This window comes from Type-F symbiont of Plautia stali (assembly GCF_059731105.1).
This window is the reverse complement of the sequence record NZ_AP035909.1, coordinates 3,442,440-3,469,381: the sequence shown is the minus strand read 5'-3', so window position 1 is coordinate 3,469,381 and position 26,942 is coordinate 3,442,440. Positions and strand designations below refer to the sequence as shown.

The following is a 26,942-nucleotide window of genomic DNA, read 5'->3' as shown; positions in this document are numbered from 1 at the left end:
TAACGCGTTAAGTCCTGAAGGCTGGAATGTACTGAGCGTAATCACTACTATCTTAGCCAGAGATTACGTGGCAGAAAGCACAGGACGTTCTATGGAGAAGCAGAGCAGCAGAGCGCTTACGCCACAGCGTAGCGACATTAAGGCGGGAAAGGCATGAGTGAACACGCTATCCGCGACATTATCACTCCGGGGCTTGATGTGCTGTTCTGCGGCATTAACCCCGGCCAGTCAACTGCCCATCAGGGCTTTCACTTTGCGCATCCCGGTAACCGGTTCTGGAAAGTCATCCATCAGGCCGGATTCACCCGTGAGCAGCTGAAACCGGAAGAGGAGCAGCGCTTAACCGAAACCGGCTGCGGTATCACCATGCTGGTTGAGCGACCCACGGTGCAGGCGAGCCAGCTTGCCACGGATGAACTACGTGAGGGCGGCAGACGCCTGATGGAAAAGGTGCTGAATTACCAGCCCGCCGCGCTCGCCATCCTGGGTAAGGATGCGTTTCGTCACGCCTTTCAGCAGCGCAAAGTGGAATGGGGTAAGCAGCCCGTCTTTATGGGGAAAACCCAGGTGTGGGTGTTGCCGAATCCCAGCGGGCTTAATCGCGCCTCACTGGAGGAGATGGTCGAAGCCTATCGTCAGCTTTACCGGGAGCTGCATCCGGAGGAGAGCAGGGCAGGGGAGTAGCAGGCAAAAAAAAACCCCGGCGAACCGGGGTTTTTGTCGGACTTAATCGTCGAGGAAGCTACGCAGCACTTCCGAACGGCTCGGATGGCGCAGTTTACGCAGGGCTTTCGCTTCAATCTGACGAATACGCTCACGCGTTACGTCAAACTGTTTGCCCACTTCTTCCAGCGTATGGTCGGTGTTCATATCGATACCGAAACGCATACGCAGTACTTTCGCTTCACGCGCGGTCAGGCCAGCCAGCACGTCATGGGTGGCAGAACGCAGGCTCTCTGAGGTAGCAGAATCCAGCGGCAGCTCCAGCGTGGTGTCTTCGATAAAATCGCCCAGATGTGAATCTTCATCATCACCAATCGGCGTCTCCATCGAGATCGGCTCTTTAGCGATTTTCAGCACTTTGCGAATTTTATCTTCTGGCATCAGCATGCGTTCAGCCAGCTCTTCCGGCGTCGGCTCGCGGCCCATCTCCTGCAGCATCTGGCGCGAAATACGGTTGAGTTTGTTGATGGTCTCAATCATATGCACCGGAATACGGATGGTACGTGCCTGGTCCGCGATAGAGCGGGTAATCGCCTGACGGATCCACCAGGTCGCATAGGTCGAGAACTTGTAACCACGGCGATATTCAAACTTATCTACCGCTTTCATCAGGCCGATGTTACCTTCCTGAATCAGGTCGAGGAACTGCAGACCGCGGTTGGTGTATTTCTTGGCAATCGAAATAACCAGACGCAGGTTCGCTTCCACCATCTCTTTCTTGGCGCGACGTGCTTTGGCTTCACCGATCGACATGCGACGGTTGATATCTTTAACCTGCTCAATGGTCAGGCCGGTCTCTTCTTCGACCTGCGCCAGTTTCTGCAGGGAACGCATAACGTCATCCTGCACTTCCAGCAGCTTTTCAGACCACGGCTTGTTCATCGCCAGCGCCGCTTTGAACCAGCTCTCATTGGTTTCGTTGCCGGTGAACAGCGTGATGAAGTTTTTCTTCGGCATTTTGCACAGCTCAATACAGAGCTTCATGATCAGACGTTCCTGAGTACGGACACGTTCCATCATGGTGCGCATGCTGCCTACCAGGTAATCGAACTGCTTCGGTACCAGGCGGAACTGTTTGAAGACGTCAGAGAGGTTCTGGATTTCAGCAACGGCGGCGGCATGGCTGCGACCTTTGCTTTTGATCACGCTGCGGGTGGTTTCGTACTGCTTGCGCAGATCGGAGAACTTCTCGCGCGCCAGTTCCGGGTCGATGGAGTTATCGTCCTCGGAGTTGTCGTCTTCATCTTCGTCTTCATCTTCGTCGTCGTTACGATCGGCTTCAGACAGCTCAGAGCCCACGTGCGTAGCCGTTGGGGCCAGATCTTCTTCTGCGTTAGGATCGACGAAACCGGTAATCAGATCGGAAAGGCGTGATTCACCTGCTTCAACTTTGTCGTACTGATCCAGCAGGTAAGTAATCGCTTCAGGGTATTCGGCAACGGAACACTGAACCTGGTTGATACCGTCTTCGATACGCTTCGCGATGTCGATTTCGCCTTCGCGCGTCAGCAGTTCAACAGTACCCATTTCACGCATGTACATGCGAACCGGGTCAGTCGTACGCCCGATTTCAGATTCAACGCTGGATAACACCTGAGCGGCAGCTTCCGCGGCATCTTCGTCAGTATCGGAGCTGTTTTCGTTCAGCATCAGATCGTCGGCATCAGGGGCTTCTTCAACCACCTGAATACCCATGTCGTTAATCATCTGGATGATGTCTTCGATCTGATCGGAGTCGACGATATCTTCCGGCAGATGGTCATTGACCTCAGCATAGGTCAGATAGCCTTGCTCCTTACCACGGGTGACAAGAAGCTTGAGCTGTGACTGCGGGTTTTGCTCCATAAGACGGTATCCACACTTCTGTTAATTAGATTGGTGTCGGTCGGCAGCGAGCCAACAATAGCAGTGAAGGCCTTTAATTCTTGCCGCTGCCTTCGTCGCGGCGTGGGCTTTGCCCATCAGTAATCGGCACTTAAGCCGCGTGTATAAATCGTTGGTGGTACAGGCCTGGCTTAACGCCCACGGCCTTAAAACAGCCACGCCGCCCTCCATCAGAACGGGCAGCGTGCTAAATTATTTTCGGGCAAACGCCTGACTGAGTGTCCAGAGCTCACGGCGCTCATCGGCGCTCAGTCCCTGGGTGCGTTCACGCGCTATCAGAAACTCCAGACGCTCTTCCAGAGCTGAGTCGTAGACGCTGGCCAGCGAGTCCTGAAACACCGCTTCGGCTTCTTCATCTACTATCATGTGGTTCCAGATCGCCAGCGTTTCAAGCGTCTGACTAAAATTTGTTCCGCGATATAACTCTAGTAGCTGTCCGGTGGTCAATCCAGGATTCTCATTACAGCGACCGACTAATTCAATAAACAGCGGTAAACCCGGCATTTTTGACTCAGACAGCCCGTCAAGCGAAGGCACCATCGACGCCAGCTGCGGGTTCTGAATCAGTAACGCAATCAGCACGCGCATGGTGGTACGCTTAAGCGGCGGGGCAACCGGCGCCGTTCCGCTTGTGGCCAGCTTTGGCATCAGCTTTTCAAGCTGATTGTCATCGAGAATACCCAGTTTATTCCCCAGCTCCTGACGCATATAAATACGTAAGGTCTCACCGGGGATCTGCGTAATCAGCGGTAAAGCCAGCGTGCTGAGGCGCGCTTTACCGTCGCGTGAGCTCAGATCCACCTGCGGCAGCAGGCTATCAAACAGAAACGAAGAGAGCGGCATTGCCTGCTCCATCCTCGCCTCGAAAGCGGCTTTACCCTCTTTACGGACCAGCGTATCCGGATCTTCGCCATCGGGTAAAAACATAAAGCGTAGCTGACGACCATCATTCATGTAAGGCAATGCGGTCTCAAGCGCACGCCATGCTGCTTCACGTCCGGCCCGGTCGCCGTCGTAACAGCAGATCACGGTGTCGGTACTGCGGAACAGCAACTGAATGTGTTCAGCCGTGGTGGAGGTGCCCAGCGACGCAACGGCATAATCGATGCCATACTGCGCCAGCGCAACCACGTCCATGTATCCCTCGACCACTAACAGGCGGGCGGGTTCAGGATGATTTTTTACTGCTTCATACAGGCCATAGAGCTGGCGGCCTTTATGGAAAATCGGTGTTTCCGGCGAGTTCAGGTATTTCGGCGTTTCGTTACTCAGGACACGTCCGCCAAAACCGATGACGCGGCCACGCTTATCGCGAATCGGAAACATGACGCGGTCGCGAAACCGGTCATAGGTACGGCCTTTGTCATTGCTGACCAGCATGCCCGCTTCCATCAGTGACTCGCGGTCTTCGGATTGCTTGCCAAAACGCTTGAGAACGTTGTCCCAGCCGGCGGGGGCATACCCTATCGCAAAGTGATCGATGATTTCGGCGCTGAGACCACGACGATCGAGATAGTCGCGGGCTGGCTGCGCGCTGGACTGCTGCAGGCTCTGCTGATAAAAACCGTTCAGGCTCTCCATCAGCTGATACAGGCTCTGGCGCTGATGGCGTTCCATCTGGCTGGGCCCGCTGCCTGCTTCATAAGGCACGTCTAAACCGTGGGCGGTGGCTAACTCTTCGATACTCTCAACAAACTCCAGACGATCAAAGTTCATTAAAAAGTCGATGGCATTGCCGTGTGCGCCACAGCCGAAACAGTGATAAAACTGTTTTTCGCCGTTTACGGTGAAAGAGGGGGTTTTTTCATTGTGGAAAGGACAGCACGCGTGGAAATTCTTACCCTGCTTTTTCAGCTTAACGCGGGCATCGATAAGATCCACGATATCCGTGCGGGCAAGTAAATCGTTGATAAATACGCGTGGAATTCGTCCAGCCATACGCCCCGGTTTTTCAGCTCATAAACGGCAACAAGCCGCGCTTCCTTTCGGAAAGCACGGCCTTTTACTTGACTCTGTCTGCGTGAATCACGCGGTGGAGGCGGACCTCCGGAACGACTTAGTACAGACGAGTGCGGCGTGCGTTTTCGCGAGCCAGTTTCTTGGCGTGACGCTTAACTGCTGACGCTTTAGCGCGCTTACGTTCGGTAGTCGGTTTTTCATAGAACTCACGACGACGAACTTCAGCCAGAACGCCTGCTTTCTCGCAAGAACGTTTGAAGCGACGCAGTGCTACGTCAAATGGCTCGTTTTCACGTACTTTAATTACCGGCATGTAACTCTCACCTCGATAAAATTCGGTTTTGCTGCTGACTGCGGCGCCAGCACATTTCAAAATGGTGCAGCATTTTACTCCAACCCAGGTTGGTTTGTAAAGCACCATGGACAATTTGAAACCAACAGGAGCGTTTGCCTGTGCGGCTGCCGGTTTTTCCAGGGGCGGGAGTATAGCGCACTCTTTAGCCGACAGAAAATGACTTTTTACGCGGGATGGCCGCGCTGCATCTCCCATTGCTGTGATAAACTGCGCGCCGCAAGAATGAGGTGATGCAATGCGAATTCTGGGTATTGAAACGTCGTGCGATGAAACCGGCATCGCAATCTATGATGACGAGGCCGGATTACTGGCTAACCAGCTCTACAGCCAGGTTAAAGTGCACGCAGATTATGGCGGCGTGGTGCCGGAACTGGCCTCACGCGATCACGTGCGTAAAACCGTGCCGCTGATTCAGGCGGCGCTGAAAGAAGCCGGTCTGGCACCACAGCAGATCGACGCGGTGGCTTACACCGCCGGGCCAGGGCTGGTCGGGGCGCTGCTGGTCGGGGCGACGATCGGTCGCGCACTGGCGTTTGCCTGGAAAGTGCCGGCGGTGCCGGTTCACCATATGGAAGGTCATCTGCTGGCACCGATGCTGGAAGAGAATCCACCGGCGTTTCCGTTTGTCGCGCTGCTGGTGTCGGGCGGACATACTCAGCTGATCAGCGTCACCGGCATCGGGGAATATCTCCTGCTGGGTGAGTCGATTGATGATGCGGCAGGTGAAGCCTTTGATAAAACGGCGAAGCTGCTGGGTCTCGACTACCCGGGTGGGCCGATGCTCTCCAAAATGGCGCAGCAGGGCACGGCGGGGCGGTTCACCTTCCCGCGTCCGATGACCGATCGTCCGGGGCTGGATTTCAGCTTCTCCGGGCTGAAGACCTTTGCCGCGAACACCATTCGCGCTAATGCGGATGACGATCAGACCCGAGCCGACATCGCCCGCGCCTTCGAGGATGCGGTAGTGGACACGCTGGCGATCAAATGTAAGCGCGCACTGGATGAGACCGGCTTTAAGCGTCTGGTGATTGCGGGCGGCGTCAGCGCCAACCGGACGCTGCGCGAGCAGATGGCGGTCATGATGCAAAAGCGCGGCGGTGAAGTCTTCTACGCCCGTCCTGAGTTCTGTACCGACAATGGTGCGATGATCGCGTATGCGGGCATGGTGCGACTGAAAGGAGGAACGCGCGGGGGGTTAGGCGTCAGCGTGCGACCGCGCTGGCCACTGGCGGAACTGCCCGCCATCTGATGTGAAAAAAGCCGGCTTGCCGGCTTTTTTTATGGCTGAGATTTCTTTTTGCGCTTCCAGATCTTGCCTTCCTGTCCCCGCCAAAGCCGCTGAATATTATCGTGATGACGCAGCAGGATCAGACAGGAGAGCATGGAAACCGGGAAGGTGAACTGCGGTTTGAACCACCAGACGTAAAACGGCGCAATCAGCGCGCTGACGATAGCGCCCAGTGACGAGTAGCCGCTGAGCAGAACCGTTAACAGCCAGGTGCCGGTGACCAGGCCGGTCAGATCCCAGCCAATCGGCGCGATGGCACCGAATGCCGTCGCCACGCCTTTTCCGCCACGGAAGCGAAAGAACACCGGATAGATATGACCCAGGCAGGCGGCAATCGCGGTGAGGCCAAGATAAAGCGGGGGAACGTGCATCAGCCAGGCCAGCCAGACCGGCACCATTCCTTTCAGCACATCAAACACTAATACGGTGGCGGCTGCGGCTTTACCGCCCAGGCGCAGCACGTTGGTCGCCCCCGGATTGCCGGAGCCGTGCGTGCGGGGATCGGGCAGGCCAGCGACTTTACAGACCAGAATAGCACTGGAAATCGAACCGCAAAGATACGCGAAAATAATCATACCAAGCGCGAAAGCACTCATAACACCGTACCGTTCCCTTCAGGGTCGTTTTGATCTCTTCAACCGTGGATAATACGCATAATCCGCCGGAAGTGGTATCCGGCTTAGCCAAAAACAGAGAGTCTTATCATGGATATCGTATTTATAGAACAACTCACGGTGTTCACCACCATTGGCGTTTACGACTGGGAACAGGGCATACAGCAGAAGCTGGTGCTCGATGTCGAAATGGCCTGGGATAACCGGCTGGCGGCCAGCAGCGACGATGTGAAGGACTGCCTCAGCTATGCCGATGTCTCCTCGGCCATTCTGACGCATCTGACCGGCAGCCGTTTCGCTCTGGTGGAACGGGTTGCTGAAGAAATTGCGGATCTGTTGATGAACCGTTTCAATTCGCCTGGCGTACGCATAAAGGTCAGCAAACCGGGCGCTGTGGCCCAGGCGGCGCAGGTTGGCGTGCGAATCGAGCGCGGGACTATTCCTAAATAAATACGATGTGATTGCCATCACAATGAAACCAAACCAAATTACTGTCTGTCATAGCCTGTACCGATGCGTTACAGCAGGCGAATCGGTTAGACCTTAAGGTTTACTTCAGGCTAACAGCGGCATGATTTCAGGCGATAGCAGCGCGCTACCGCCTTTTTAATGGTTTTGAAACGGATAGAGGGAACATTTGATGGCAGATATTCATCAGCTTTGGGTAGCTGCAATCCTGGGCGTTGTGGAAGGGCTGACCGAATTTTTACCGGTCTCTTCCACAGGGCACATGATTATAGTGGGTCACCTGCTGGGCTTTGAGGGTGAAAAAGCCGAGACCTTTGAAGTTGTGATCCAGTTAGGATCGATTCTGGCCGTAGTGGTGATGTTCTGGCGCCGTCTGTTCGGGCTGATCGGCATCCACTTTGGCGAAGTGAAACATGAGGGTGTCGGCAGCGGTCGTCTGTCGCTGATCCATATTCTGCTGGGCATGGTGCCGGCGGTCGTTGTGGGTCTGGTGCTGCACGATCAGATTAAAACGCTGTTTAATCCGATCAACGTGATGTACGCGCTGGTGGTCGGGGGTGTGCTGCTGCTGGCCGCCGAGTTCCTGAAGCCAAAACAGCCGAAAGCCGTGGGCGTCGATGATATTACCTATCGTCAGGCGTTTATGATTGGCTGCTTCCAGTGCCTGGCGCTGTGGCCTGGCTTCTCCCGTTCCGGTGCCACTATCTCTGGCGGGATGCTGATGGGCGTGAGCCGCTATGCCGCGTCGGAGTTCTCCTTCATCCTGGCCGTGCCAATGATGATGGGCGCGACCGTGCTGGATATGTACAAGAGCATCGGCTTCCTGACGATGGCCGATTTCCCGATGTTCGCGGTGGGCTTTGTGACGGCATTTATCGTGGCGCTGATTGCGATCAAAGCCTTCCTTGAGCTGATCAAACGCATCTCTTTTGTCTCGTTCGCCATCTACCGCTTTATCGTCGCGGCAGCGGTCTACATGGTCTTCATGTAAACCGCAGGCAGACTGCTAGTCAGTCTGCCCGATCGCCAGACCCTGCGCGACGGCGTCAACCCGTCGTCGCGTTAACTCCTCCCGCACTTCCGCACCTTTAAATCCCGCCTCGATCACGGCTTTAGTGGGAACCGCCTGGGCCAGCGCAAAAGCGCGACGCAGATAGTCACCCTGCGGATAGGCCATACTCTCCAGCCCGGCACGCCCGCGTGCGTCCGCTTCACTGGTCAGCGCCATCTGTTCGACGCGCTGCGGCTTGCGCCACGCATCAATCCGGTCGAACAGCGCCACCAGCGACGCCGCGGATTGCCGCTCAATGGTGTGCACCACGTCGTGAAATTCGGTCACGATCAGGGCCAGATCGCGAATCGCGTTGGGCACCCGCAGCCGCTGACACAGCGCCTCAACCAGCGGCACACCCGCCAGACCATGACCATGATGGCTGGGCCAAAGCTCAGGCGGCGTCAGTGCCTTACCGACGTCATGGAACAGCGTGGCGAAGCGCACCTCGATCTCTCCGGAGAGCGCGGCAGCCATCGCCAGCGTCATCAGCGTGTGAATGCCGGTGTCGATCTCCGGGTGCCACTTCGCAGGGGCCGGGATGCCAAACAGATTGTCCAGTTCGGGGAAAAGCACCTTCAGCGCACCGCAGTCGCGCAGTACCTGAAAATAGACCTGCGGATTACGGGTGCTGAGCGCTTTTTCCGTCTCCTTCCACACCCGCTCAGCCGTAAGATTTGCCAGCTCTCCGCTCTCCGCCATCTGCTGCATCAGCTGCCGGGTTTCAGGGGCGATACGAAAGTTGAGGTGAGCAAAACGCGCCGCAAAGCGCGCGACCCGCAAAACCCGCAGCGGGTCTTCACTGAAAGCCGCAGAAACATGGCGCAGCAGGCGCTGAGCGATATCACGCTGGCCGTCGTAGGGATCGACCAGTTTGCCATGCTCATCCTGCGCTATAGCGTTAATCGTCAGATCGCGCCGCTGTAAGTCCTGCTCCAGCGTCACGTCGGGAGCAGACCAGGTCACAAATCCGGTATAGCCTTTCCCGTTTTTCCGCTCGGTTCGTGCCAGCGCATACTCTTCGCGGCTGACAGGATGCAGGAAAACGGGAAAATCGCGACCGACCTGCTGATAGCCCTGCTCCAGTATGGCTTCAGGCGTGGCACCGGTCACCACCCAGTCTTTGTCTGTAACCGGCAGATTCAGCAGCGCATCACGCACCGCACCGCCAACAAGAAACGTCTTCACGTAAAACTCCAGAGAAAAAGAAATGATCGGCACGCCGGGCGCATCCCGCGCCTGAAATCAGCGGTGCATCTGGTTTTATTGTTGCACAGATTGCCCGGATTGCAGACATGCCAAAGGGGGGATCGTCTGATCCCCCCTCTAAAACCGGCAGAATGCGGTCAGTTCATCCAGCGATCGCTTTTCTTGCGGCGCGGCAGCATGTGCGGCAGTAACAGACCCAGCAGCAGGCCGACGCCCAGCACGCCGCCGCCATACATAAACCACTGCATGATGATGGTACGCTGCTTGTCATCCAGCTGAACGTTGGCGGCGCTGACTTTCTTCTGCGCGACGATCAGCTCATTTTTCAGCTTCTGATTTTCGTCTTTCAGCCCGTTGATGACACCGTCGCTGCTGGCGACTTTGTTCTGCATCTCGGCGGTGCGCTGGTTCCAGCTGTTGTCGATGTTATCCAGCTTGGCGGTCAGATCTTTGACCTGCTGCTCAAGCTGCGGCACCCGGGTGCGCAGGCTCGGATTTGCGCTGAGCTGCGACAGGGGGATCCAGGTGGTGCGGCCTTCCGAATCGCGGATCTGGCCATAATGAGTATCATTGTTGGTCTGTAACAGCTGCACCTCTTCCCCGGCGTTCAGCTTACCGAGCAGGCGGAACTGGTCGCCGGGGCCGCTGCGCACCCAGGTCGAGAGTTCATCAGAGACATAGCGTTTTTCGTCGGCGTGGGCAGGTGCAAGGGTGCTGAGGGCCAGCAAAGTGATTCCAGCGAGTGTGATTTTTTTCATTCGATTTCGTTTGGCTTAATCTGACTAAAAATTTACCGGCACAGTCTGGAGAGGCCCCGCATAAATCTGAATGAGAACTATCCTGGTCTCATGGGAGTGCGAAAAGGTCTGCAAAGCGCAAAGAAAGCAGAGACAGCGCCGCTTCTGTGCATTAATCTTCGCCTCATAACCCCTTGCCCTCAGGCGACAGCGTAACCAGCCTGCTGATAATCGCCTGAAATATGCAGGAAAAACCCTCTTAAGTGCCAGCGGCGTAGTGAATAAAAAATTATGACCATCGAAATCGAACTAAAGTTCATTGCAACTCCACAAGCGGCCGGGAAACTGGCTGAGTACTTCTCCACTTTGCCGCATCAGCACCAGGCGGCCCGTGAACTGACCAACATCTACTTTGAGACCGATGACAACCAGCTGCGACGCTGGGACATGGGCTTACGCATTCGTGGCATCGATAAACAGTATGAGATGACCCTGAAGGCCGCGGGGCAGACGCTGGGCGGACTGCATCAGCGCCCGGAATACAACGTTGAACTCAGCGAACCGGTGCTCGATATTGCGCGCCTGCCCGCCACGATCTGGCCGCAGGGCACCGATGTCGCGGCGCTCCAGTCGCGCTTACAGCCGCTTTTCACCACCCATTTCCAGCGCGAGATCTGGCTGATTACCGCTGGAAACAGCGAAATTGAAGTGGCGTTTGACCAGGGCGAGGTGTCGGCCGGTGAGTTCAGCGAACCGCTGTGCGAGGTCGAGCTTGAGCTGAAGCGTGGCGAACGTCAGGATCTGCTGACCTTTGCACAGCAGCTGGTGGCGCAGGGGGGACTGCGGATGGGCAGCCTGAGTAAAGCCGCTCGGGGTTATCAGCTGGCGCAGGGGAATCCGCCGCGCCTGATCAAGCCGTTCCCGCTGCTCAAAGCGGGGGCGAAAGCCACCGTGGAGCAGGGGATGGTCGCCGCCATGTCGGCTGGCCTCAGCCACTGGCAGTATCATGAAGAGGTCTGGCTGCGGGGCAACGCGGCAGCACAGGATGCGGTGCGCGAAGCGCTGGATCTGCTGCGCCAGGCGTTCAGCCTGTTTGGTGCGCTGGTGCCACGCAAAGCCAGCAGCGCGCTGCGTCAGCAACTGACCACGCTGGAAGAGACGCTGGTGAATGAAGAGCAGGCCGCTGCTGCCTTCTGTCTCTCTTCACTCTCCGTTGAGACCCAGCTGGCTCTGACGCACTGGCTGGCGGAATCTCAGTGGCGTCAGTGGATCGACGCCAAAGGGGAAGCCAAGCTACAGGGCTCCTTTAAACGCTTCAGCGACATTATGCTGAGCCGCGTGAATGCCGATCTGAGGGAGACCTTTAGCACGGTGAAACAGCCGAACGAATATCAGGACAAGGCGACCCGTCTGGCGCGTCAGCTGCTGACGGTTCATCTGCTGGCCGGATCCTACGCGCCTGAAACCGTCGCCAGCTGGCTGGAACCCTGGCAGCAGCTGCTGTCAGCCATTCATGAAAAGCAGGAGTCGGGCTTAGCCTGGCTGGCCTCGCAGGCAATGAAACAGTCGCCATTCTGGCTCACCAGCGGCACAGGCCGCTAACCGCTTTCAGGTCACGCCATCAAGGAGGGCGTTATGTTGTCAGCACTTCCCGCATTGTTACGCAATCAGGCCGAAGAGGCCGCCCGACAGCTTGGGGTGCCGCTGGCCTCGCTCAGCCCGGAGGAGGCTGCCGGGCTGGCTTTCAGTGATTTCGTGCTGGAAAACCTGCAACAACATCCCGACTGGTGGCAGGCGATACGCGACCAGCCGCCGCAGCCTGATGAGTGGCAACACTATGCCGCGTGGCTGAATCAGGCGCTGAGTACGGTTGACAGTGAAGCGAGCCTGATGCGGGAACTGCGGCTGTTTCGTCGTCGTATGCTGGTGCGGGTCGCCTGGATGCAGGCGCTGCAACAGGCGACGACCGTACAGAGCCTGCAGCAGCTCAGCGTGTTAGCGGAAGTGCTGATCAGTCGGGCGCGTGACTGGGTTTATCAGGCCTGCTGTCATGATTTCGGCACACCCTGCAATGCTGATGGCGAGGCACAGCCGCTGCTGATCCTGGGGATGGGCAAGCTGGGCGGCGGTGAACTCAATTTCTCCTCTGATATCGACCTGATTTTTGCCTGGCCAGAAAACGGCACCACGCGTGGCGGACGACGTGAACTCGACAACGCGCAGTTCTTTACCCGTATGGGGCAGCGGCTGATCAAAGTGCTCGATCAGCCCACCATGGATGGCTTTGTTTATCGGGTAGATATGCGGCTGCGCCCCTTTGGCGACAGCGGCCCGCTGGTGATGAGTTTTGCCGCGCTCGAAGATTATTACCAGGAGCAGGGGCGCGACTGGGAGCGCTATGCCATGGTCAAGGCGCGGCTGATGGGCGATGACCAGGATCGCTGGAGCCTTGAGCTGCAGCAGATGCTGCGGCCCTTTGTTTACCGGCGCTATATCGACTTCAGCGTGATCCAGTCGCTGCGTAACATGAAAGGGATGATCAGCCGCGAAGTGCGGCGACGCGGACTGAAAAACAATATCAAGCTGGGCGCGGGCGGCATTCGCGAAACCGAATTTATCGTGCAGGTGTTTCAGCTGATTCGGGGCGGACGTGAGCGCTCACTTCAGCTGCGTGCGCTGCTGCCAACGCTGGAGGCGATTAAAACGCTGGCTCTGCTCCCTGCTGAACAGGTTGATGCGCTGCGCGAGGCCTACCTGTTTCTGCGGCGGCTTGAGAATCTGCTGCAGAGCCTGGGCGATGAGCAGACACAGACCCTGCCGGAGGATGCGCTGCATCGCGCCCGGCTGGCATGGGCAATGGATTGTGCCGACTGGGCGACGCTGATGACGCAGCTCGACAGCCAGATGGCGGCCGTGCGCACTATCTTTGACGAGCTGATTGGTGAGGACACCCCAGACATTGACGACCAGCGTGAGCTGGCGGAGTTTCAGGTTCTGTGGCAGGACCAGCTGGAGGACAGCGAGCTGGCTCCGCTGGTGCCGCAGCTCAGCGACGATCAGCGGCTGTCGCTGCATCAGACGCTGGAGGCTTTTCGTCAGGACATCAGCCGGCGCACCATCGGCCCGCGTGGCCGTCAGGCGCTGGATCAGCTGATGCCGCGGCTGCTGAGTGAAGTCTGCCTGCGCGAAGATGCGGCGGTCACGCTTAGCCGCGTGACGCCGCTGCTGCTGGGCGTGCTGACCCGCAGCACCTATCTTGAGCTGCTCACCGAATATCATGGCGCGCTGCGTCATCTGATCCGGCTATGTGCCGCCTCACCGATGGTGGCCAGCCAGCTGGCACGTCACCCCTTGCTGCTGGATGAGCTGCTCGATCCCGCCACGCTCTATCAGCCCACCGCCACCGACGCCTATCGTGACGAACTGCGACAGTATCTGCTGCGTATTCCCACCGAGGATGAAGAGCAGCAGCTGGAAGCGGTGCGGCAGTTTAAACAGGCTCAGCATCTGCGTATTGCCGCCGCCGACATCGCGGGCACGCTGCCGGTGATGAAAGTGAGCGATCACCTGACCTGGCTGGCGGAGGCGATTATCGACTCCGTGGTGCGGCAGGCGTGGACGATGATGGTGCAGCGCTACGGCCGCCCCTCGCACCTGACCAGCGAACATGAGCGCGGCTTTGCCGTGCTGGGCTACGGCAAGCTGGGGGGCTGGGAGCTGGGTTACAGTTCCGACCTCGATCTGGTCTTCCTGCATGACTGCCCGGCAGACGCGGTGACGGACGGCGAGCGCAGCATCGATGGCCGTCAGTTCTATCTGCGTCTTGCTCAGCGCATCATGCATCTGTTCAGTACCCGCACCGCCTCCGGCATTCTCTATGAAGTGGATGCGCGGCTGCGTCCTTCCGGTGCGGCGGGCATGCTGGTCAGTACCTTTGACGCCTTTGACGACTATCAGCGCAACGAAGCCTGGACCTGGGAGCATCAGGCACTGGTCCGGGCGCGCGTAGTGTTTGGCGAGGCGGCGCTGGGGGAACGCTTCAATGCCATTCGCCGGGCGATCCTCTCGCAGTCGCGCAGCGCGGAAGCCCTGCAGACCGAAGTGCGTGAGATGCGTGAAAAGATGCGCACTCACCTCAGCAACAAGCACAAAGGTCGCTGGGATATTAAAACGGACGCGGGCGGCATCACCGATATTGAATTCATCGCGCAATATCTTGTCTTACGCTACGCCGCTGAGCAGCCTGAACTCACCCGCTGGTCAGATAATGTGCGCATTTTTGAGCTGATGGCGACGTACCACAAAATGGCCGCCGATGAAGCGGAAGCGCTGACGCAGGCTTACGTTACCCTGCGGGACGCCCTGCACCATCGCGCGCTGCAGGAGCTGCCTGGCCACGTGGAGCCAGAGGCCTATGGCGCGGAGCAGCAGACGGTGCTGAGCAGCTGGCAGCGCTGGCTGGTAACGCCTGCGTCTATCCTGGCGTGATGCTGATAGCACAAATCGCAACTGTGCTATCATCCGCGCACTATTTTTAATGCAGTCTGGAGTGTCTGGAATGAAAGTGACTCTGCCCGCGTTCGGTCAAGCCTCAGTGCTGGTCGTCGGCGATGTAATGTTGGACCGCTACTGGTATGGCCCAACCAGCCGTATCTCCCCTGAGGCACCGGTGCCGGTGGTGAAAGTGGACACGGTTGAAGAGCGTCCTGGCGGCGCAGCAAACGTGGCGATGAACATTGCAGCACTCGGTGCCGCGTCACGCCTGATTGGCCTGACCGGCGAAGATGATGCGGCGCGCGTGTTAAGCAGCACGCTGAAAGATGTCAACGTACACTGTGACTTCGTGGCGGTTAAAAGCCATCCGACCATCACCAAACTGCGCGTGCTTTCCCGCAATCAGCAGCTGATCCGCCTCGACTTTGAAGAGGGCTTTGATCAGGTTGATCCGGAACCGATTCATCAGAAGATGCGTGAATCCCTGGTAGCTGCCGGTGCGCTGGTGCTATCCGATTACGCCAAAGGCGCGCTGGAAAGCGTGCAGACCATGATTACTCTGGCGCGTGACGCCGGTGTGCCGGTTCTCATCGACCCGAAAGGCACCGATTTTGCCCGCTACCGTGGCGCGACGCTGCTGACGCCAAACCTTTCAGAATTTGAAGCCGTGGTCGGCAAATGCAAAAGCGAAGAGGAGATTGTCTCGCGCGGCATGCAGCTGATTGCCGATTTCGATCTCTCTGCGCTGCTGGTGACCCGCTCCGAGAATGGCATGACGCTGCTGCAGCCAGGCAAAGCGCCGCTGCATCTGCCGACTCAGGCGCAGGAGGTCTATGACGTGACCGGTGCCGGCGATACGGTCATTGGCGTACTGGCGGCGGCGCTGGCGGCAGGCGATTCACTGGAAGAAGCCTGTTTCCTCGCCAATGCAGCGGCCGGTGTCGTGGTCGGCAAACTGGGAACCTCGACGGTCAGTACCGTTGAGCTGGAAAACGCCATTCATGCCCGACCGGAGCAGGGGTTCGGCATCATGACGGAAGCGCAGTTAAAAGCCGCCGTTGAGATGGCGCGCCGCCGCGGTGAAAAAGTGGTGATGACCAACGGGGTGTTCGACATTTTGCATGCCGGTCATGTCTCTTATCTGGCGAACGCCCGCAAACTCGGCGATCGGCTGATTGTCGCGGTTAACAGCGATGCATCAACCAAACGTCTGAAAGGGGAGAGCCGTCCGGTCAATCCGCAGGAAAACCGCATGATTGTTCTCGGTGCGCTGGAAGCGGTCGACTGGGTGGTGCTGTTTGAAGAGGATACCCCGCAGCGGCTGATCGCCAGCATTCTGCCTGACCTGCTGGTCAAAGGCGGCGATTATAAGCCGGAAGATATCGCGGGCAGCAAAGAGGTGTGGGCAAATGGCGGCGACGTACAGGTGCTGAACTTCGAAGACGGTATCTCAACCACCAACATCATCAAAACCATCCGCAGCAGCTGACAGCGGCGTTAAGCGGGAGCCGTGCTCCCGCTTAACGGCTTATTCTGGCTTGTTATCCGCAGCAGGTTTAACCACATCGGCAGCCGGTGTTGATACCGGTGCTGCTGCAGGGGAAGTTGCTACGGATGACGGCGGGGTAACCGGCGCAGCAGGGGCAACCGGTGCGGTCGCGGTCGGCGGCGTACCTGCTGATGAACCCTGACTTTCCAGCTGGGCCAGACGCTGCTCCAGTGCCGCCATTTTCTCACGCGTACGCAGTAACACCTGCGTCTGCACATCAAACTCTTCACGGTTAACCAGATCCATCCGGGTCAGCTGCGCCTGGAGAACCTGACGAATTTTCTTTTCGACATCATCGCCAAACTCGCGAACGCCTTTAGGCATCGCGTCGTGAACCTGGCGGGCAAGTTGTTCAATTTTTTTCGTGTCGATCATGATGATTTCCTGGTTACGGGAGCTGTGTCAGCGTGTTTACCAACGTAATAAGTGTTAAGTGTAATGCCAGAAATGAAAAGGATAAACCTCAAATCGGTAACGCAGAAAATGCAAAAGCAATTGCGCTATTGATGATTGCCGCTACAAACGATCGGCGTTATAGTTGATTTGCTTATTCTCAGGGCGGGGCGCAATTCCCCACCGGCGGTAAATCAGCCTCGGCTGAAAGCCCGCGAGCGCTTAATTCCACTGAAAAGCGGGGTAAAGGACAGCAGATCCGGTGCAATTCCGGGGCCGACGGTTACAGTCCGGATGGGAGAGGGTAACGACACCTGTCGGACAATTGTGTCTGCATCACGTTATTGCCACGTCTTTTTGACGTCACTCCTAAGCATGCCCTGATTCTGGTAACCCATACATTTTAAGGTTTTTATTACCATGAATCAGACGCTACTTTCTGAATTTGGCACGCCTCAACAGCGTGTAGAACGTGCTATCGCCGCCCTGCGTGAGGGACGCGGTGTGATGGTGCTCGACGATGAAAATCGTGAAAACGAAGGCGATATGATCTTCGCCGCAGAAACCATGACCGTTGAACAGATGGCCCTGACCATTCGTCACGGCAGCGGCATCGTGTGCCTCTGCCTGACCGAAGAACGTCGTCAGCAGCTCGACCTGCCAATGATGGTGGAGAACAACACCAGCTCGTTTGGCACCGGCTTCACGGTGACCATCGAGGCTGCAGAGGGCGTTACCACCGGCGTTTCTGCTCAGGACCGTATTACCACGATCCGTGCGGCGATTGCTGATGACGCTAAACCCACCGATCTGCATCGCCCTGGCCATGTCTTCCCGCTGCGTGCGCGTGAAGGTGGCGTCTTAAGCCGTGGCGGTCATACCGAAGCGACTATCGATTTAGTGACGCTGGCCGGCTTTAAGCCCGCAGGCGTACTGTGTGAACTGACCAACGACGACGGCACTATGGCGCATGCGCCTGAGGCGATTGCGTTCGCGCGTCAGCACAACATGCCGGTGGTGACCATTGAAGATCTGATTGCCTGGCGTCGTGAACACGAGACGCGTCACGCCAGCTAATCACCGACAGTCAAAAACAGGTCACGCAGCGTGACCTGTTTTCCTTTCTGAGTTATTCAAATTTTCTGATAATCATCATCACGCTTATCAGCGTGCTAACGTCGGGAATGCGCGTATCGTAGTGGCTATCACCTAACCGATCCCGGGGGATCACGAATGAGCCAGTTACGCATGCCGGCGCTGTTTTTGGGCCACGGCAACCCAATGAATGCCCTTGAAGAGAACCGTTATACGGCCGCCTGGCGCCATGCAGGTGAGACTCTGCCACGCCCGCGGGCGATTGTGGCGGTCTCTGCGCACTGGTATACGCGCGGGACGGCGGTAACGGCGATGGCCTCCCCCAGAACCATTCATGATTTTGGCGGCTTTCCGCAGGCGCTGTTCGACACCCGCTATCCTGCACCGGGCTCGCCTGAGCTGGCGCAGCAGCTGGTGGAGCAGCTGGCGCCGGTGGCGGTAACGCTGGATCATGAATGGGGGTTCGATCACGGTTCCTGGGGCGTGCTGATTAAGATGTACCCGCAGGCCGATATTCCGGTGGTGCAGCTCAGCATCGACGGCACAAAACCTGCTGCATTTCACTTTGAGATGGGGCAGAAACTGGCCGCACTGCGCGATCAGGGGGTGATGATCGTCGCCAGTGGTAACGTGGTGCATAACCTGCGTAAGGTGCGCTGGGGAGGCGGAGACGAGGTCTATCCCTGGGCCAGCCGCTTTGAGCAGTTTGTCCGCGATAACCTTGAGGTGCAGAGCGATGCCGCTTCCCATCCGCTGGTGAACTTTATGACGCATCCTGATGCGGCGCTGGCTAACCCGACGCCTGAGCACTATCTGCCGCTGCTCTATGTGCTCGGTGCGCGTCAGCCGGATGACGCCATCACCCTTCCGGTTGAGGGTATGGAGATGGGTGCCATCAGCATGTTGTCGGTTCAGGCAGGTTAGGGCTGCTGAGAGAAAACAGGCCAGAGGCTGGCCTGTTCTTGTCGCGCTGCGTTAACCGATAAACGCGTGCGGATAGAAACGCGAAAGATCCTGAGTAATCAGCTCGCGATCTTCACGCAGGCCGATACCGGCGGGTTGATCGTCAATCAGCCAACTGCCGATCAGCGTGTAGCTGTCACCAAACTTAGGCAGCGGATGAAACTGCTGGACGATCATTCCCTCTTCACCGTAAGGCCCATCGACGCGGGCGATCTCCTGACCCTTCTCAATGATGCGGATGTTCGCGCCCTCGCGGGAAAACAGCGGCTTAACCACATACTTTTCCATCGGCGGGACATCATCTTCCGCGAACCAGGCGGGCAGCAGATTAGGGTGATTCGGGAACATCTCCCAGAGCATCGGCAGCAGGGCTTTGTTCGACAGAATGCTCTTCCAGGCCGGTTCGAGCCAGCGCACGCCAGCATCAGCCAGCTTGGTGGAGAACATCTCACGCAGCATGAATTCCCACGGATAGAGCTTAAACAGGTTGCTGATCACCTGATCCTGGGCATCGGTAAACTCGCCTTTTTCTCCCAGGCCAATTTCATCAATGTAGAGAAATTCAACCGGCAGACCCGCTTCGGTCGCGCAGTCCTGAAGATACTGCACCGTGCCGCGATCTTCCTCGGTGTCACGGCAGCAGGCGAAATGCAGCAGGTTAAACCCATGCTGCTGATGCAGGGTGGCAAAGCGCTCGATCAGTTTTTCCTGCAGGCTGTTGAACTGATCGCTGCCAGCCGGGAGCTGGCCGGCATTAAGCTGGTCTTCCAGCCAGAGCCACTGGAAAAAGGCCGCTTCATATAACGAGGTCGGCGTGTCAGCATTGTTCTCCAGCAGCTTGATGTCGCCTTTGCCATCCCAGGCGAGATCGAGGCGCGAATAGAGCGAGGGCTGACGCTGACGCCACGAATCCCGCACAAAATCCCAGGTGTGCCGGGGAATGCGGAAGCGGGTCAGCAGGGCTTCACTGTTGACCACTTTTTCCACCACCTGCAGACACATCTGGTGCAGCTCAGCCGTCACCTCTTCCAGATGATCGATTTGCGCCAGCGTGAACTGGTAGTACGCCTCTTCGCACCAGTAGGGCTCGCCATGCATGGTGTGAAAACGAAAACCGAACTCGGTGGCTTTTTCGCGCCAGCCCGGACGTTCTGAAATGGCAATGCGTTCCATCGGGGATTAGCCTCCCATTGAGCGGCTGGAGGTACCGCTGGCGCTGCTGCGCTGCATGCTGTTCTGCTTCGCCACGGTTTCACCGAAGCCACCACGGGTAATGGTGGAGGTCGTGGCCGGTTTAGGGGCCAGCGCCGTTTTCGGCACGTTCATGGTTTTGCCGGAGGTCGCGGCACCATAATTACGGCCGGAGGCATCCACAAACTGGCCATTTGCCGGACTGCGCGGGTTTTTCGACGTGAAGAGCGGCTGCTGTGCAAAGCCTGCGCCACCGCCCATCATGCGACCCATCATGTAACCGGCCATCAGCGGCATCCAGAAACTGCCGCCACTCTGCTGGGCTTCAGCATTGGTGGTGCCGGCGCCCGCCTGAGCCGGGGTCTGCTGACACTGGTTTTCACCAAATTCAGCGACACAATCTTCACGTGTGGCATATTTTGGCGCGGTGCGCTCCGCCTCTTTTTTGGCTTCATTGAAGGCGGTGGTACATTGCGCACTCTGACCCGGATTAGCTTTAGAACAGTCATCGGCGTTCTGATACATCGAAACCGTTTCATCGTTCTGCTCGCAGCCTGCCAGCATAAATACCGCTGAAACCGCGATAGCAACAGGCGTTAAATGGCGCGCCTGCCAGCTCTTACGAAAAGCGGCATAGCGAATAGATTTTGTGCGTTTCATTATGATTATCCTGTGCCCAAAGGTAGCGCATAGAATAGGGGATGGGGGGGTAAAATTGAAGCTGAAGGCCTGATGCCGCAGGGATCTTTACTTAGTTATACGTTCAACAGAGAGACGGGCCGCAAAGCAGCCCGTCAGTGCTGATTAGTTACCGAAAGGGTTACCGCTTTTCTGGCGGGCAGCGGCAGGACGTGCAGCCTCTGCTGAACCCGTCGCGACCGGACCGTTGTCCACGCGCGCGGTCTGCTGCGCGTTTTCCGGTGCCACGGTTTCCGGAGAGGTCGGGATCTCTTTACCCAGCTGGCTGTTCAGTTTCTGCAGGCTCTGCTCGTTGAGCGTGCCCAGCGCATAGCTGATGTTCAGCTGGTTAATCAGGTAGCTGTAGCGCGCATCAGAAAGCTGCTGCTTGGCATTGTAGAGTACGGTGGTCGCATCCAGCACGTCGACGATAGTACGTGTACCCACCTGATAACCGGCTTCTGACGCATCCAGTGAACTCTGCGCAGAGACAACGGCCTGTTTATAGGCGTTGATGCTGCTGATCGAGGCGTTCACGTTGTTGAACGATGAGCGCACGGTCTGCACCGCAGTGCGGTGAGCGCTTTCCAGCTGTTCGCTGGCGCTGACGAAACCGTACTGCGCCTGTTTCACCTGAGAGGTCACGCCGCCGCCGCTGTAAAGCGGCAGGGAGAAGCTCAGACCCACCTGGTTTGAACCGGTGATGGAGTCGGTAGAGCCTGCACTCTGGTTAGCACGGCTGCCGCCATATTTGCTGTTCGACATGCCGGTAGAGGCGGTCAAATCCAGCGTCGGCATATGACCGGTTTCCGCGGAGCGGATCTGCTCACGGGCCAGATCCTGGTTCAGACGTGCAGAGAGCAGCGACAGGTTACGACTCTCGGCCTGCTTGAGCAGCGCACTGACCGCTTCCGGCTTATCGGTTCTGAAACGGTCGATATTCAGCGACGCCAGCGACAGGTAGTCCATGCCGGTGATCTGACGCAGCGTCTCTACGTTGTTATCCAGATTGTTTCGCGCGGTCACTTCGTTAGCCAGTACGCTGTCATACTGCGCGCGGGCGTTCTGAACGTCAGTGATCGCCACCAGGCCGACGTTAAAGCGCTGAGTCGTCTGGTCCAGCTCACGATAGATGGACTGTTTCTGCGCTTCGGTGTAAGAAAGCGTATCAATCGCTTTCAGCACATTGAAGTAGGCGGTGGCGGTGTTCAGAATCAGATCCTGCTGCGCAACCTGATAGGTCACATCCTGAATACCGGCCGCTTTTTCCTGCAGGGTCAGCGCGCGCCATTTCGACATATCGAAAATGGTCTGGGTTAATTGCAGCGAGCCACTGGTCGTGTTGGAATGGAGTCCGCTGTTATCACGATAACCGCTGTTGTAGGTGTAATCTGCACCCAGGCCGAGCTGTGGTAATAATGGGCTACGCGCTTCGTTGATTTTCTCAAAAGCAGAATCGCGATCGGCTGCGGCGCTGCGCAGATCCGGGTTGCTCAGACGTGCCTGCTGGTAAACCTGCAGCAGATCTTCGGCCTGGCCGGTAAAGCTGAAACCGCCCAGGCTCAGCCCAATAAAAAATGGGAGCAGTTTTTTCATTTGCATTCCTTTTGTTGCAGCAAATTGCAGTGCGTGCGCTGCCGGGTAAGCCAAAAATTATCGCCGATTCTAGCAGAGGGCAACTGTGAGATAAGTTGGCTGAACGTGCCTTCTCCCTCTAATTTACGTAAATAATTCAGAAAGAACACCCTACATGGAGCACGGTCAGAGGCTTTTTTCGCTCCACCCAATCTGCATAAGGAACCTGATGATGCCGGAAGAAAAAAAATCCCCCGTGACTTTCACAAAAAACGATGTAGAAATTATTACACGCGAAACCGTCTATGATGGTTTTTTTTCCGTTGTACGTTACCGCTTCCGCCACCGCCAGTTTAATGGCGAAATGAGCGGCGAAGTGCAGCGCGAAGTTTTTGAGCGCGGACATGCCGCCGTGCTGCTACCTTATGATCCCTTACGCGATGAAGTGGTGCTGATTGAACAGATCCGCATCCCGGCTTATGACAGCAGTGCCTCGCCCTGGCTGCTGGAGATGGTCGCCGGCATTATCGAGCCGGGGGAGTCTGTTGAGCAGGTCGTGCGTCGTGAAGCCGTGGAAGAAGCAGGATTAGAGGTCGGCCGGATTAAGCCTATGCTGAGCTATCTGGCCAGCCCTGGCGGCACCAGCGAACGACTGTCGGTGCTGATCGGGGAAGTGGATGCCAGCCTGGCAGAGGGATGCCATGGTCTGGAGGAAGAGAATGAGGATATTCTTGTCCATGTGGTGAGCCGCGAACAGGCTTATCGCTGGGTGGAAGAGGGGATTATCGATAATGCGGCGTCTGTCATCGCCCTGCAATGGCTGGCGTTGCACCATGAAAAACTACGTGAAGAGTGGATACAAAAATGAAACAGCGCTATACCCCTGATTTCCCCGAAATGATGCGGCTCTGCGAAACCAATTTCGCCCAGTTACGCCGCCTGCTGCCGCGCAGCGATGAGGCGGGCGCATCGGTGATCTATCAGGTGAGTGGCGCCCGTTATCAGCTGACCATCCAGGAGTCGACCCGCTACACCACGCTGGTGGAGATTCGCCAGGTCGCGCCTGCCGTGAGTTACTGGAGCCTGCCTTCGATGTCGGTCCGGCTCTATCACGATGCGATGGTCGCTGAAGTGTGTTCAACTCAACAGATCTATCGCTTTAAAGCGCGCTATGATTATCCTAATAAAAAATTGCATCAGCGCGATGAAAAACATCAGATAAACCAGTTTCTCGCAGACTGGCTGCGCTACTGCCTGGCACATGGCGCAATGGCAGTTCCGGTCTGCTGATGCGTATAATGCAGTAAATGGCGTGGAGACGAAGGAAACGCTTTGGATAGCCTGCTAACTCTTCCTGTGGCGAACGGTTCCGAAATCAGGATTTTACAAATCACGGACACCCACCTGTTCGCTGGAAAACATGAGTCGCTACTTGGGGTGAATACCTGGTCGAGCTATGAAGCGGTCGTGGAGGCAATTACTGCGCAGCAGCGCGACTACGACCTGATCATTGCCACCGGCGATCTGGCTCAGGACCACTCAGTGGAGGCCTATCAGCATTTTGCTGAGGGTATCTCACGTTTGCCCCGCCCCTGCGTCTGGCTGCCGGGAAATCACGATTTCCAGCCCGCGATGGTCGATACGCTGGCAGCCGCCCACATCAATGCCCACAAGCAGGTGCTGCTGGGCGAACAGTGGCAGATCGTCCTGCTCGACAGCCAGGTGCCCGGTGTGCCGCACGGCATGCTGAGCGACTACCAGCTGGAGTGGCTCGATAACGCGCTGGCCCGCTTTCCACAACGACACACGCTGGTCCTGTTGCATCACCATCCGCTGGCCTCAGGCTGCACCTGGCTCGACCAGCACAGCCTGCGCAATTCCCATCAGCTTGACGCGGTGCTACAGCGCTATCCGCTGGCCCGGACGCTGGTGTGTGGTCATATTCATCAGGAGCTGGATCTGCTGTGGCATGGCCGCCGGGTGCTGGCGACGCCATCGACCTGCGTGCAGTTCAAACCCCACTGCACCAGCTTTGCGATTGATACCGTCGCGCCAGGCTGGCGCTGGTTTACCCTGCATCCGGATGGCGGCGTAGAGACCGAGGTTAACCGGCTCGACACCGACGCTTTTCGTCCCGATTTAGACTCAGAAGGATACTGACGCGTGGCGGCACTGCTCTATCTGCACGGTTTTAACAGCTCGCCGCAGTCGGCGAAGGCGACGCAGTTCCGGCAATGGTTAGAGACGCATCATCCGTCGATTAAGATGATTGTGCCGCAGCTGCCAACCTTTCCGGCGGACGCTGCCGCCCTGCTGGAAGAGCTGGTCCTGAGCCACAGCGGTGAAACCCTGGGGCTGGTCGGCTCGTCGCTGGGGGGCTATTACGCCACCTGGCTGTCACAATGCTTTATGCTGCCGGCGGTTGTCGTCAACCCTGCGGTACGCCCCTTTGAGCTGCTGGCCGATTTCCTCGGCGACAATCAGAATCCCTACACCGGCCAGCAATATGTGTTAGAGTCACGCCACATTTACGATCTGAAGGTAATGCAGATCGAACCGCTGGAAGCGCCCGATTTACTCTGGCTGCTGCAACAAACCGGCGATGAAGTTCTCGATTACCGTCAGGCGCTCGACTACTACAGCGCGTGTCGCCACACGGTAGAAGAGGGCGGAAATCATGCATTTACTGGATTCGAGCGCCATTTCCCGCAGATTCTGGACTTTCTTGGTCTGAATCACACCTGAGTAACGCGGAAATCGCACCCCATTTCACCCATCTGACAGACATTTACGATGAGTCAATCAAATTATAACGCGGATGCCATTGAGGTCCTGACTGGCCTTGAGCCTGTTCGCCGTCGCCCGGGGATGTACACCGATACGACGCGGCCCAACCATTTGGGTCAGGAAGTGATTGATAACAGCGTCGATGAGGCGCTGGGCGGCCACGCGAAGCGGGTTGAAGTGATTCTGCACGCCGATCAGTCGCTGGAAGTCATTGATGACGGGCGCGGCATGCCGGTGGATATTCACCCGGAAGAGGGCGTGCCAGCCGTCGAGCTGATCCTCTGCCGCCTGCATGCGGGCGGCAAGTTTTCCAACAAGAACTACCAGTTTTCGGGCGGCCTGCACGGCGTCGGGATCTCGGTCGTTAACGCCCTCTCTAAACGTGTCGAAGTCACGGTGCGCCGTAATGGCGAGATCTATGACATGGCGTTTGAGAATGGCGACAAAGTTCAGGATCTGACCGTGACCGGCACGGTGGCAAAACGCAACACCGGTACGCGCGTCCACTTCTGGCCCGATGAGAGCTTCTTCGACAGCCCGCGTTTCTCGGTTTCGCGCCTTTCACATCTGCTGAAAGCCAAAGCGGTGCTCTGTCCGGGCGTTGAGATAATCTTTAAAGACAAGCTCAACAACACCGAACAGCGCTGGTGCTATGAAGATGGCCTGACCGACTATCTGTGTGAAGCCGTGAACGGCCTGCCTACGCTGCCTGAAAAACCGTTTGTCGGCAGTTTTGCCGGTGATGTGGAGGCGGTGGACTGGGCGCTGTTATGGCTGCCGGAAGGCGGTGAGCTGTTAACGGAGAGCTACGTCAACCTGATCCCGACCATGCAGGGGGGAACCCATGTTAACGGTCTGCGTCAGGGGCTGCTGGATGCGATGCGTGAGTTCTGCGAATACCGCAATATCCTGCCGCGTGGCGTGAAGCTCTCTGCGGAAGATATCTGGGATCGCTGCGCCTATGTGCTGTCGGTGAAGATGCAGGATCCGCAGTTTGCCGGTCAGACCAAAGAGCGCCTGTCATCACGTCAGTGTGCCGCCTTTGTGTCGGGCGTGGTGAAGGATGCCTTTAGCCTGTGGCTGAACCAGAACATCCAGACGGCAGAACTGCTGGCTGAACTGGCGATCTCCAGCGCCCAGCGGCGTATGCGGGCCGCCAAAAAGGTGGTGCGTAAGAAACTCACCAGCGGGCCGGCGCTGCCAGGCAAGCTGGCGGACTGCACCGCCCAGGATCTGAATAAGACAGAACTGTTCCTGGTCGAAGGGGACTCGGCAGGCGGATCGGCCAAGCAGGCCCGCGATCGTGAATATCAGGCGATCATGCCGCTGAAAGGCAAGATCCTGAACACCTGGGAAGTCTCTTCCGATGAGGTGCTGGCGTCGCAGGAAGTGCATGACATCTCGGTGGCGATCGGTATCGATCCCGACAGCGAAGATCTTTCTCAGCTGCGTTACGGCAAGATCTGCATCCTGGCGGATGCGGACTCGGATGGGCTGCACATCGCCACGCTGCTCTGTGCGCTGTTCGTGAAGCATTTCCGTTCCCTGGTCAAAGGCGGGCACGTCTACGTCGCCATGCCGCCGCTTTACCGTATCGACCTCGGCAAAGAGGTCTACTACGCGCTGGACGAAGATGAGAAAGAGGGCGTGCTGGAGCAGCTGAAACGCAAAAAGGGTAAACCTAACGTACAGCGCTTCAAAGGGCTGGGTGAAATGAACCCGCTGCAGCTGCGTGAAACCACGCTCGATCCGAATACCCGCCGTCTGGTGCAGCTGACCATCAGCGACGAGGATGCGGATCAGACCCTGCGCATGATGGATATGCTGCTGGCGAAAAAACGTTCCGAAGACCGGCGCAACTGGTTGCAGGAAAAAGGCGATATGGCCGACATCGAAGTGTAAAAAGCAGGACGCGAAAGCGTCCTGTTC

24 protein-coding genes and 1 riboswitch are annotated in these 26,942 nt (G+C 57.3%); of the genes, 14 read left to right on the top strand and 10 right to left on the bottom strand.

All coding sequences use genetic code 11. The features are described 5' to 3' along the window. Positions 1 to 153: 153 nt before the first annotated feature. Positions 154 to 684 carry a G/U mismatch-specific DNA glycosylase gene (gene mug, locus AC6I7A_RS16425; RefSeq protein ID WP_058956436.1) on the top strand — a complete coding sequence of 177 codons (531 nt, stop codon included), beginning with the start codon at positions 154 to 156 and terminating at the stop codon, positions 682 to 684. A gap of 42 nt (positions 685 to 726) precedes the next feature. Here the strand turns inward: mug and rpoD are convergent, their stop codons facing one another. The 3 genes from rpoD to rpsU form a co-directional block, all read right to left on the bottom strand. Further along, positions 727 to 2,568 (bottom strand): RNA polymerase sigma factor RpoD, encoded by a 1,842-nt coding sequence (gene rpoD, locus AC6I7A_RS16420; RefSeq protein WP_009087305.1) that lies wholly within the window; start codon positions 2,566 to 2,568, stop codon positions 727 to 729. A 231-nt stretch (positions 2,569 to 2,799) separates the two neighbouring features. Then, a complete protein-coding gene (gene dnaG, locus AC6I7A_RS16415) occupies positions 2,800 to 4,545 on the bottom strand; it encodes a DNA primase (RefSeq protein ID WP_009087304.1) in 1,746 nt (581 codons plus the stop codon). A 118-nt stretch (positions 4,546 to 4,663) separates the two neighbouring features. Continuing rightward, positions 4,664 to 4,879: a 30S ribosomal protein S21 gene (gene rpsU, locus AC6I7A_RS16410; protein WP_001144069.1), complete on the bottom strand. Its 216-nt coding sequence runs from the start codon at positions 4,877 to 4,879 to the stop codon at positions 4,664 to 4,666. 277 nt (positions 4,880 to 5,156) lie between these two features. On the opposite strand from rpsU, the gene tsaD reads away from it, so the two are divergent. Continuing rightward, complete coding sequence (gene tsaD, locus AC6I7A_RS16405; protein WP_046102564.1) at positions 5,157 to 6,170, top strand: tRNA (adenosine(37)-N6)-threonylcarbamoyltransferase complex transferase subunit TsaD; 1,014 nt, start codon at positions 5,157 to 5,159, stop codon at positions 6,168 to 6,170. 29 nt (positions 6,171 to 6,199) lie between these two features. Here the strand turns inward: tsaD and plsY are convergent, their stop codons facing one another. Next, entirely contained in the window at positions 6,200 to 6,805 is a 606-nt protein-coding gene (gene plsY / locus AC6I7A_RS16400) for a glycerol-3-phosphate 1-O-acyltransferase PlsY (RefSeq protein WP_009087302.1), read from the bottom strand. A 108-nt stretch (positions 6,806 to 6,913) separates the two neighbouring features. Here plsY and folB point away from each other — a divergent pair, with 108 nt between their 5' ends. Together folB and bacA are read left to right on the top strand one after the other, a co-directional pair. Continuing rightward, positions 6,914 to 7,273, top strand: coding sequence for a bifunctional dihydroneopterin aldolase/7,8-dihydroneopterin epimerase (gene folB, locus AC6I7A_RS16395; protein ID WP_010249061.1), 360 nt, complete (start codon positions 6,914 to 6,916; stop codon positions 7,271 to 7,273). A 190-nt stretch (positions 7,274 to 7,463) separates the two neighbouring features. Continuing rightward, the gene (gene bacA / locus AC6I7A_RS16390; protein WP_009087300.1) at positions 7,464 to 8,282 is read left to right on the top strand and encodes an undecaprenyl-diphosphate phosphatase; all 819 of its coding nucleotides are present in this window, start codon (positions 7,464 to 7,466) and stop codon (positions 8,280 to 8,282) included. 15 nt (positions 8,283 to 8,297) lie between these two features. On the opposite strand, the gene AC6I7A_RS16385 is transcribed toward bacA, so the two are convergent. Both AC6I7A_RS16385 and AC6I7A_RS16380 read right to left on the bottom strand, forming a co-directional pair. Next, complete coding sequence (locus tag AC6I7A_RS16385) at positions 8,298 to 9,530, bottom strand: multifunctional CCA addition/repair protein (RefSeq protein ID WP_058956529.1); 1,233 nt, start codon at positions 9,528 to 9,530, stop codon at positions 8,298 to 8,300. Positions 9,531 to 9,688: 158 nt separating this feature from the next. Then, the gene (locus tag AC6I7A_RS16380; RefSeq protein WP_009087298.1) at positions 9,689 to 10,309 is read right to left on the bottom strand and encodes a TIGR04211 family SH3 domain-containing protein; all 621 of its coding nucleotides are present in this window, start codon (positions 10,307 to 10,309) and stop codon (positions 9,689 to 9,691) included. A gap of 270 nt (positions 10,310 to 10,579) precedes the next feature. Between AC6I7A_RS16380 and AC6I7A_RS16375 the strand changes: the two genes are divergently transcribed. The 3 genes from AC6I7A_RS16375 (at position 10,580) to hldE (ending at position 16,271) form a co-directional block, all read left to right on the top strand. Further along, positions 10,580 to 11,890 (top strand): CYTH domain-containing protein, encoded by a 1,311-nt coding sequence (locus tag AC6I7A_RS16375; protein ID WP_058956435.1) that lies wholly within the window; start codon positions 10,580 to 10,582, stop codon positions 11,888 to 11,890. 33 nt (positions 11,891 to 11,923) lie between these two features. After that, positions 11,924 to 14,776 carry a bifunctional [glutamate--ammonia ligase]-adenylyl-L-tyrosine phosphorylase/[glutamate--ammonia-ligase] adenylyltransferase gene (glnE, locus tag AC6I7A_RS16370; protein WP_058956434.1) on the top strand — a complete coding sequence of 951 codons (2,853 nt, stop codon included), beginning with the start codon at positions 11,924 to 11,926 and terminating at the stop codon, positions 14,774 to 14,776. Positions 14,777 to 14,846: 70 nt separating this feature from the next. Next, on the top strand, positions 14,847 to 16,271 hold the full coding sequence (gene hldE, locus AC6I7A_RS16365; protein WP_009087295.1) for a bifunctional D-glycero-beta-D-manno-heptose-7-phosphate kinase/D-glycero-beta-D-manno-heptose 1-phosphate adenylyltransferase HldE: 1,425 nt from the start codon (positions 14,847 to 14,849) through the stop codon (positions 16,269 to 16,271). A gap of 39 nt (positions 16,272 to 16,310) precedes the next feature. On the opposite strand, the gene ubiK is transcribed toward hldE, so the two are convergent. After that, entirely contained in the window at positions 16,311 to 16,706 is a 396-nt protein-coding gene (ubiK, locus tag AC6I7A_RS16360; RefSeq protein WP_009087294.1) for a ubiquinone biosynthesis accessory factor UbiK, read from the bottom strand. Between the two features lie 170 nt (positions 16,707 to 16,876). Next, a riboswitch (FMN riboswitch) is annotated at positions 16,877 to 17,034 on the top strand. 110 nt (positions 17,035 to 17,144) lie between these two features. On the opposite strand from ubiK, the gene ribB reads away from it, so the two are divergent. Beyond that, positions 17,145 to 17,801 carry a 3,4-dihydroxy-2-butanone-4-phosphate synthase gene (gene ribB, locus AC6I7A_RS16355; RefSeq protein WP_009087293.1) on the top strand — a complete coding sequence of 219 codons (657 nt, stop codon included), beginning with the start codon at positions 17,145 to 17,147 and terminating at the stop codon, positions 17,799 to 17,801. A 156-nt stretch (positions 17,802 to 17,957) separates the two neighbouring features. After that, positions 17,958 to 18,743: a 4,5-DOPA-extradiol-dioxygenase gene (ygiD, locus tag AC6I7A_RS16350; protein ID WP_009087292.1), complete on the top strand. Its 786-nt coding sequence runs from the start codon at positions 17,958 to 17,960 to the stop codon at positions 18,741 to 18,743. A 51-nt stretch (positions 18,744 to 18,794) separates the two neighbouring features. Here ygiD and AC6I7A_RS16345 read toward each other — a convergent pair whose 3' ends face one another. The 3 genes from AC6I7A_RS16345 to tolC form a co-directional block, all read right to left on the bottom strand. Then, entirely contained in the window at positions 18,795 to 19,955 is a 1,161-nt protein-coding gene (locus AC6I7A_RS16345; RefSeq protein ID WP_046102560.1) for a glutathionylspermidine synthase family protein, read from the bottom strand. Positions 19,956 to 19,961: 6 nt separating this feature from the next. Beyond that, positions 19,962 to 20,633, bottom strand: a complete 672-nt coding sequence (locus tag AC6I7A_RS16340) for a DUF1190 family protein (protein ID WP_058956433.1) — start codon at positions 20,631 to 20,633, stop codon at positions 19,962 to 19,964. Between the two features lie 144 nt (positions 20,634 to 20,777). Beyond that, a complete protein-coding gene (gene tolC, locus AC6I7A_RS16335; RefSeq protein WP_058956432.1) occupies positions 20,778 to 22,247 on the bottom strand; it encodes an outer membrane channel protein TolC in 1,470 nt (489 codons plus the stop codon). A gap of 211 nt (positions 22,248 to 22,458) precedes the next feature. Between tolC and nudF the strand changes: the two genes are divergently transcribed. The 5 genes from nudF to parE are packed head-to-tail and all read left to right on the top strand — an operon-like array spanning position 22,459 to position 26,915. Further along, positions 22,459 to 23,094, top strand: a complete 636-nt coding sequence (gene nudF / locus AC6I7A_RS16330) for an ADP-ribose diphosphatase (protein ID WP_009087285.1) — start codon at positions 22,459 to 22,461, stop codon at positions 23,092 to 23,094. Next, positions 23,091 to 23,516 (top strand): DUF1249 family protein, encoded by a 426-nt coding sequence (locus AC6I7A_RS16325; protein WP_009087284.1) that lies wholly within the window; start codon positions 23,091 to 23,093, stop codon positions 23,514 to 23,516. The genes nudF and AC6I7A_RS16325 overlap by 4 nt, the downstream gene beginning before the upstream one ends. A 42-nt stretch (positions 23,517 to 23,558) precedes the next feature. Beyond that, complete coding sequence (gene cpdA, locus AC6I7A_RS16320; RefSeq protein WP_058956430.1) at positions 23,559 to 24,386, top strand: 3',5'-cyclic-AMP phosphodiesterase; 828 nt, start codon at positions 23,559 to 23,561, stop codon at positions 24,384 to 24,386. A 3-nt stretch (positions 24,387 to 24,389) separates the two neighbouring features. Next, the gene (gene yqiA / locus AC6I7A_RS16315; RefSeq protein WP_009087280.1) at positions 24,390 to 24,971 is read left to right on the top strand and encodes an esterase YqiA; all 582 of its coding nucleotides are present in this window, start codon (positions 24,390 to 24,392) and stop codon (positions 24,969 to 24,971) included. Between the two features lie 48 nt (positions 24,972 to 25,019). Then, positions 25,020 to 26,915, top strand: a complete 1,896-nt coding sequence (gene parE / locus AC6I7A_RS16310; RefSeq protein ID WP_009087278.1) for a DNA topoisomerase IV subunit B — start codon at positions 25,020 to 25,022, stop codon at positions 26,913 to 26,915. Positions 26,916 to 26,942: the final 27 nt, after the last annotated feature.

Coding starts and splice junctions, on each gene's coding strand:
- AC6I7A_RS16325 (WP_009087284.1), top strand. CDS start 23,091: ATGAAACAGCGCTATACCCCTGATTTCCCCGAAATGATGCGGCTCTGC.
- AC6I7A_RS16380 (WP_009087298.1), bottom strand. CDS start 10,309: ATGAAAAAAATCACACTCGCTGGAATCACTTTGCTGGCCCTCAGCACC.
- tolC (WP_058956432.1), bottom strand. CDS start 22,247: ATGAAAAAACTGCTCCCATTTTTTATTGGGCTGAGCCTGGGCGGTTTC.
- parE (WP_009087278.1), top strand. CDS start 25,020: ATGAGTCAATCAAATTATAACGCGGATGCCATTGAGGTCCTGACTGGC.
- dnaG (WP_009087304.1), bottom strand. CDS start 4,545: ATGGCTGGACGAATTCCACGCGTATTTATCAACGATTTACTTGCCCGC.
- rpoD (WP_009087305.1), bottom strand. CDS start 2,568: ATGGAGCAAAACCCGCAGTCACAGCTCAAGCTTCTTGTCACCCGTGGT.
- tsaD (WP_046102564.1), top strand. CDS start 5,157: ATGCGAATTCTGGGTATTGAAACGTCGTGCGATGAAACCGGCATCGCA.
- plsY (WP_009087302.1), bottom strand. CDS start 6,805: ATGAGTGCTTTCGCGCTTGGTATGATTATTTTCGCGTATCTTTGCGGT.
- ribB (WP_009087293.1), top strand. CDS start 17,145: ATGAATCAGACGCTACTTTCTGAATTTGGCACGCCTCAACAGCGTGTA.
- ygiD (WP_009087292.1), top strand. CDS start 17,958: ATGAGCCAGTTACGCATGCCGGCGCTGTTTTTGGGCCACGGCAACCCA.
- AC6I7A_RS16340 (WP_058956433.1), bottom strand. CDS start 20,633: ATGAAACGCACAAAATCTATTCGCTATGCCGCTTTTCGTAAGAGCTGG.
- AC6I7A_RS16345 (WP_046102560.1), bottom strand. CDS start 19,955: ATGGAACGCATTGCCATTTCAGAACGTCCGGGCTGGCGCGAAAAAGCC.
- bacA (WP_009087300.1), top strand. CDS start 7,464: ATGGCAGATATTCATCAGCTTTGGGTAGCTGCAATCCTGGGCGTTGTG.
- mug (WP_058956436.1), top strand. CDS start 154: ATGAGTGAACACGCTATCCGCGACATTATCACTCCGGGGCTTGATGTG.
- ubiK (WP_009087294.1), bottom strand. CDS start 16,706: ATGATCGACACGAAAAAAATTGAACAACTTGCCCGCCAGGTTCACGAC.
- rpsU (WP_001144069.1), bottom strand. CDS start 4,879: ATGCCGGTAATTAAAGTACGTGAAAACGAGCCATTTGACGTAGCACTG.
- folB (WP_010249061.1), top strand. CDS start 6,914: ATGGATATCGTATTTATAGAACAACTCACGGTGTTCACCACCATTGGC.
- nudF (WP_009087285.1), top strand. CDS start 22,459: ATGCCGGAAGAAAAAAAATCCCCCGTGACTTTCACAAAAAACGATGTA.
- glnE (WP_058956434.1), top strand. CDS start 11,924: ATGTTGTCAGCACTTCCCGCATTGTTACGCAATCAGGCCGAAGAGGCC.
- AC6I7A_RS16375 (WP_058956435.1), top strand. CDS start 10,580: ATGACCATCGAAATCGAACTAAAGTTCATTGCAACTCCACAAGCGGCC.
- hldE (WP_009087295.1), top strand. CDS start 14,847: ATGAAAGTGACTCTGCCCGCGTTCGGTCAAGCCTCAGTGCTGGTCGTC.